Annotated in this window: 5 protein-coding genes and 1 pseudogene; all 6 read left to right on the forward strand. The window is 71.9% G+C overall.

The genetic code is table 11. The features are described from left to right. Positions 1-13: 13 nt before the first annotated feature. Entirely contained in the window at positions 14-250 is a 237-nt protein-coding gene (locus tag BM041_RS28380; RefSeq protein WP_092963293.1) for a phage head-tail joining protein, read from the forward strand. Further along, positions 250-1,740: a phage portal protein gene (locus BM041_RS28385; protein ID WP_092963294.1), complete on the forward strand. Its 1,491-nt coding sequence runs from the start codon at positions 250-252 to the stop codon at positions 1,738-1,740. Before BM041_RS28380 ends, BM041_RS28385 begins: the two co-directional genes overlap by 1 nt. Beyond that, the gene (locus tag BM041_RS28390; protein WP_092963295.1) at positions 1,737-3,224 is read left to right on the forward strand and encodes a hypothetical protein; all 1,488 of its coding nucleotides are present in this window, start codon (positions 1,737-1,739) and stop codon (positions 3,222-3,224) included. Before BM041_RS28385 ends, BM041_RS28390 begins: the two co-directional genes overlap by 4 nt. Positions 3,225-3,241: 17 nt before the next feature. Continuing rightward, the gene (locus BM041_RS28395) at positions 3,242-5,347 is read left to right on the forward strand and encodes a prohead protease/major capsid protein fusion protein (RefSeq protein ID WP_092963296.1); all 2,106 of its coding nucleotides are present in this window, start codon (positions 3,242-3,244) and stop codon (positions 5,345-5,347) included. An 81-nt stretch (positions 5,348-5,428) separates the two neighbouring features. Next, positions 5,429-5,776 (forward strand): DUF2190 family protein, encoded by a 348-nt coding sequence (locus BM041_RS28400; RefSeq protein WP_092963297.1) that lies wholly within the window; start codon positions 5,429-5,431, stop codon positions 5,774-5,776. Between the two features lie 17 nt (positions 5,777-5,793). After that, positions 5,794-6,037: pseudogene (locus BM041_RS28405) on the forward strand (structural protein); the annotation flags it as partial.

The following is a 6,037-nucleotide window of genomic DNA, read 5'->3' on the forward strand; positions in this document are numbered from 1 at the left end:
GAGGAGGACGATCATGGACCCGACCGTCCTCGCCTGGGCGTTGGCGCAGCCTGCCGGCACCCGCGCCGCCGTCCTGGCCGCGGCCTTCACGGGCGGCACCACGCGCGTGACCTTCGATGGCCGAACCGTGGAGTACCGCTCCCTGGACGAACTCGGCCGCGCCCTGTCGGTGCTGCACACCGCGGAGAACGCCGCCGCGCGCCGGCCCAGCGTGACCTTCGCCAGCTTCTCCCGCGAGGGCAGCAGGTGATGGGCCGTCTCCGCGATGCCTGGCACGCGCTCCGTGGCTATGCCGCCGCGCAGGACAGCCGCGCCTCGAGCTGGGCGGCCTCGGGCGGCAGTGCCACCGCGGAGGTTGGCGCCGCGGCCCCCACCGTGGCGCGCCGCGCCCGCGATGCCGTCCGCAACGACCCCTACGCAGCGCGCATCGTCGACCTCTGGACCGGCAACGCTGTGGGCGCCGGCATCACAACCCGCTGGCCGGACAAGCCGCACGCCGAGGCCTGGCGCCGCTGGTCCGACAGCACCGCCTGTGACGCGGAGGGGCGGCTCGATCTCTATGGCCTGCAGGCGCTGGTCATGCGAGCGGTCGTGGAGAGCGGCGAATGCTTCGTCCGGCTGCTACCCGCCGACATCACGGCGGCCAATCCGATCGGCCTGCGGCTCCAGGTGCTGGAGAGCGACCACCTCGACGCGGCACGTCAGGGCGTCATCGAGGGCGTCCCCACCCTGCAGGGCATCGGCCTCGGCGAGGCCGGCGAGCCAGTCGGGTACTGGCTGCACCGCGTCCATCCCGGCGCGTCCTGGCTGCTGCCGGGTGGTGCCACCTGGCTGAGCAGCCAGCGTGTCCCGGCCCGCGACGTGCTGCACATCTATCGCAAGCGGCGCCCCGGCCAGCTGCGTGACGTCTCCTGGCTTGCCCCGGTGCTGACGCGGCTGCGCGATCTCGGCGACTACGAGGCCGCGCTCCTCATGAAGGCCAAGATCGAGGCCTGCCTGGCCGCGGTGGTCTCCGAGGACGGCGACGAGTCCATGACCGGCCCGGCGTCGGGCCTGCTGCGCGACGCCCAGGGCCGCACGGTGGAGAGCTTCGAGCCGGGCATGATCCTGTATCGCCGCGGCATGGGATCCGTGGAGGTAGTGAATCCCTCCGGCGGCGGGTCGCACGCGGCGTTCGCACGCCGTGCGCTGGAGGCGTCCGCGGTCGGCACCGGCCTCACTTACGACCAGGTCGCCGGCGATCTCACCCAGGCGAACTACTCCTCGCTGCGGGCCGGCAAGATCGAATTCCGCCGGCTCTGCGAGCAGGTCCAGTACGGCATGCTGATCCCGATGCTGGTGCGGCCGATCGCGGATCGCTTCCACGCGCAGGGCGCGCTGCTCGGGCTCTGGCGCGCCGAGGTGCCTGAGGGCCTATCGCACGTCCCGCCGGCCCACGAGATGATCGACCCGCTCAAGGACACCACCGCGCTGATCGCGCAGGTCCGCGCCGGCTTCGTGCCGCAGCCCGAGGCGGTCGGCGCCTTCGGCTACGACTTCCGCCAGGTGGTGGAGATGATCCGCGAGGCCAATGCGCTGCTCGACGAGGCCGGCCTCTCGCTCGACAGCGATCCGCGCCGCGTCGCCAAGTCCGGCGCCGCGCAGGACGCAGCCCAGCTGGCCGCCATTGAGATCGCCGCCACCGGTGCCGCATTGCCACGCGCGGAGGCGCCCACCACTTCCCCAGGAGCCACACCATGATCCCAGGCGGCTACGACTGGGCCGACGACATGCTCAAGGTCAAAAGCATGCGCCGGCGCTTCCGCGACAATTTCGCGGGCGCCGTCATCAACCCGACCCGCTGGGAGGTGCTCGCCACCGGCAGCGGCATGCTGCTCACCATCGCCAATGGCAGCGCGCAGATCTCCACCGGCACCACGCTGGATGACGAGATGGTCCTGCTCAGCCGGCAGAGCTTCATGCTGCCGCTGCGCGCGATGGTCGCGCTGAACCTCAGCCAGCGCATCGCCGGCCAGACCGCCTGGCTGGAGCTGGTCAGCGTCACGCCGGAGACGGGCCTGCCCGACGAGCGCAACGTCGTCGCCTGGCGCCTGGATGGCATCAGCGCCACGCTCGCCAATTACGAGGTCGGCAGCGACGGCGCGCCGCGGCTCGGCACCGCGTCGGGCGTCACCATCCCCACCACGGCTCCGGCCGGCTGGTCGGTGCTGGAGCTGGAGCCCAACAGCGACGAATGCTACTTCCACGGCCGCGCGCTGGACGGCACCGGGCTGCGCGCCAATTCCTACGCGCGCCAGCAGCAGCTGCCCGACCCCGCCGCGCTCTACCGGTTCCGGGTGCGCGTGCGGAACCGGCAGGTCTTCCACGGTATCTCGGCCGTGGCCAACAACGGCAGCAGCGCGGTGCGCATCACCCGCGCCGCCCATGGCTACGCGACCTCGGATTCTGTGACGGTGGCCAATGTCGCCGGCGTGCCGGGGGCGAATGGCACCTTCACCATCACCGTGATCGACGCGAACAACTTCGACCTGATCGGGTCGAGCTTCACCGGCGCCTATGTGAACACCGGCTGGGCGACGATCAGCCGCAACCTGGCGCCGGCGTCGAACACCGATCTGCGGCTGCAATTCATCTCGATCTCCGACTATGCCGAGCTCACCACCGCCATCACGGCCGGCCGCGCCAATGCCGTGGCCGGCCAGGGGATCGGGGTGAACGTGCTCACCGCCGCGGCCCCCGCGCTCAGCGTGGTGGGCGGCCAGGCGCGCAACACGGCGGGTGCCGTGCCGGTGCTGGCGGCGACCGGCTACTCGGCCAACCCGGTGGCGGTGACGACCGCGCGCGGTGTCGACCTGTTGGCGACGCTGATCGGCGCGATCGTCACCAAGCCCTATGCCATCCCCGAGGCGGACTGGACCTATGCGGGGCCGCTGGCCGGCATCGCCACCGGTAGCGACACCGCGGTGCAGGCTGCGGGCGGCGCCGGCATCCGCCGCTACGTCACGGGGATGCAGGTGCAGAATGCGAGCGCCACGGCGACGGAGTTCCAGGTCCGCGACGGCACCACGCCGGTCTGGCGCGCGCTGCTGCCGGCGAACCTCGGCCCCACCAACATCGACTTCCCGACGCCGCTGCGCACCACCGCTAACGCCGCGCTGAACATCCAGGCGGTGACGGCGGGCGCGGTGGTGATCGCCAACCTCCAGGGCTTCACGGCGCCCTAAGCCCAGGATTTTCGCACATGACCGAACCGATCGAACCGGGCGGGGGCACCCCTGCGCCGGATCCCGACGCGGCGCCCGATCGACTTCCCACCGATGGGCAGTCGATCACCGCCTGCCGCGCCTTGGCGGCCCCCGTGACCGTCAATCGCGCCGCGCGCACCGTTGAGGTGGTGTGGAGCACCGGCGCGCGCGCCCGCAACTTCGTCCCACCGCTCGGTCCCATCATCGAGGAACTCGACATGCGGCCCGAGGCGGTGCGCATGGATGCGCTGCGCTCCGGCCGCGCCCCGGTGCTGGACACGCATCGCCGCGCCGGGACGCGGGATGTGCTGGGTCGTGTCACGACGGCCCGCCTCGAGGCCGGCCGCGGCTATGCCACGCTCCAGTTCAGCGGCGCCGATGACGTGGAGCCGGTCTGGCAGCGCGTCGCCGACGGCACGCTGCAGTCTGTCAGCGTCGGCTACCGGGTGCATCGCTACGAGCCCCGGCCCGATGCCGCCACCGGCCAGACCATCCACCGCGCGGTGGATTGGGAGCCCTACGAGATCTCGATCGTGCCGGTCCCGGTGGACGGCCTGGCCGTGATCCGTGGCGAGGAGCCGCAGGGCGCTCCGGCCACCGCCATCGAACCCGCCCTGACCGAGGACCCCACCATGACCGAGACGACGCCGGCTTCGCCGGATCCCGCGCCGGCGCCGCCTGCGCCGCCCACCATTCCGCCCCAGGAGAGCCCCGTGACCACCGCACCCGCCACCCCGCCCGAGCCGACCCGCGCCGCGCCGCCCACGCCGGACCTCGACGCCATTCGCGCCGAGGCGGACCGCGCCGCGGTCGAGCGCATCGCCGCCTATGAGCCGGTCCTCGCCGGTGCCCGCGGCCTGGTGACCCCCGACATGCTCGACGCCATGCGCGAGGCCGCCATCCGCGACCGCATCTCGCCCGAGGTGCTGCGCGGTCGCCTCTGGGACGCCTTCGCCCAGAGCGCGCCGCGTCCCTCCCTGCCGGCGCGCCCCGAGACCGGCCCGGGCCAGGACGACCCGGCCAGCCTGCTCGACGCGATGGCCGAGGCGCTCGCCGCGCGCTCCATGCCCGGCTACCAGGCGCCCAGCACGGGCCCCGGCGCCGGCCGCCACGTCGAGTTCATGGGCTGGCGCCCCTCCGACATGATGGGCGAGCTGCTCCGCGCCCGGGGCGAGCGCAACGTGCCGCGCAACCCGACCATCCTGGCCGAGCGCGCCTTCCACACCACCAGCGACTTCCCGGCGCTGCTCTCGGCCGCGGCCAACAAGATGCTGCTGGCCGCCTATGCACCGGCGCAGCCGACCTATCGCACTCTGTTCCTCCGCCGCGACTTCCGGGATTTCAAGCCGCACCGCCACCTGCGCGTCGGCGACTTCCCGAACCTCGTGGCGCTCTCCGAGAACGGCGAGATCCAGGCCGGCACCATGTCGGAAAGCCAGGAGCTGGTGTTCCTGCAGACCTTCGCGCGCCGCATCCGTGTAACGCGGCAGATGCTGGTCAATGACGACCTCGGCGCCTTCACCGACTTCGCCTCGATGATCGGCCGGCGCGTCGCCGATTTCGAGAACGCCACGGCCTATGCCTTGGTGAACAGCGCCACCGGCGACGGCCCGACGCTGGTCACCGGCGCCGCCCCGGTCTTTGCCACCGGCGCCGCGCGGCTGAACAAGGCCACCGCCGGCACGCTGCTCGACCTGGGCAATCTTGCGTTGGGGCGTGCGGCGGTGATGCGCCAGCGGACGCTGGACGGCCTGCCCATCGCGGTGGGGTCGCAGATGCGCCTCCTGGTCGGGCCGAACCAGGAGCTCGCCGCGCGCCAGCTCACGGTGTCGGTCCAGGCGACGCAGACCAGCAACGCCAATGTCTATGCGGGCTTCGTGCAGCCGCTGGTCGAGCCGCTGATCCCGGCCAACCGCTGGTACCTCTTCTCCGATCCCTTCGCGGCCCCCGTCTACGTCTACGGCTATCTGAACGGCGCCGAGGGACCGCAGGTCACCACCGGCAATGTCCAGGGCGTGGATGGCGTCGAGGTCTCGGTGATCTTCGACTTCGGCGTCGGCGCCATCGACTGGCGCGGCGCCTGGTTCAACCCGGGCACCTGATCCCGGCTCCCCCTTCCATCGTGAACCTATGCAGAGGGCGTCCTTCGGGACGCCTTCTGCGTTTCTGGAGACCCCAATTCCATGCGCAACTACGTCCAGCCGGGCAACAGCCTGGCCATCGCCGTGCCCTATGCGGGCGGCATCCTCTCCGGCCAGGGCGTCCTGGTCGGGGCGCTGTTCGGCGTCGCCACGGTCGACGGCGGGCAGAACGCCATCATCGAGGCCGCCACCCAGGGCGTCTTCGACATCACGAAGGAACCCGCGCTCGCCATCACCGCCGGCGCCCGCGTCTTCTGGGACAATACCAATCGGCGCATCACCACCACCGCGACCGGCAATTTCCAGGTCGGCATCGCCACCCTGGCCGCGCTCGCCGCGGACACCACCGTCCGGGTGTGGCTGAACCGCGTGCCGGCGATCGGCACGTGAGCCCGGACCCCAAGGCAATGGATCCCAAGACCACGCGAGGCTACCGAAACCGGAACCCGGGGAACATCGAGCACGTCCCCGCCAACAAGTGGCAGGGGCTTGCCGATCCGCCCTCGGATGGGCGCTTCTGCCGCTTCACCAGCCACGAGTTCGGCATCCGCGCGCTGGCGGCGCTGCTGGTCACCCACCAGGACCGGCACAAGCTCCGCACCCCGCGCGCGATCATCGAGCGCTGGGCGCCCAAGGTGGAGAACGACACCG

Source organism: Falsiroseomonas stagni DSM 19981 (assembly GCF_900114315.1).
Taxonomy (GTDB): Bacteria; Pseudomonadota; Alphaproteobacteria; order Acetobacterales; family Acetobacteraceae; genus Falsiroseomonas; species Falsiroseomonas stagni.

Excerpts from the sequence above, each read along its gene's own strand:
- BM041_RS28380 (WP_092963293.1), top strand. The coding sequence starts at position 14 with ATGGACCCGACCGTCCTCGCCTGGGCGTTGGCGCAGCCTGCCGGCACC.
- BM041_RS28385 (WP_092963294.1), top strand. The coding sequence starts at position 250 with ATGGGCCGTCTCCGCGATGCCTGGCACGCGCTCCGTGGCTATGCCGCC.
- BM041_RS28390 (WP_092963295.1), top strand. The coding sequence starts at position 1,737 with ATGATCCCAGGCGGCTACGACTGGGCCGACGACATGCTCAAGGTCAAA.
- BM041_RS28400 (WP_092963297.1), top strand. The coding sequence starts at position 5,429 with ATGCGCAACTACGTCCAGCCGGGCAACAGCCTGGCCATCGCCGTGCCC.
- BM041_RS28395 (WP_092963296.1), top strand. The coding sequence starts at position 3,242 with ATGACCGAACCGATCGAACCGGGCGGGGGCACCCCTGCGCCGGATCCC.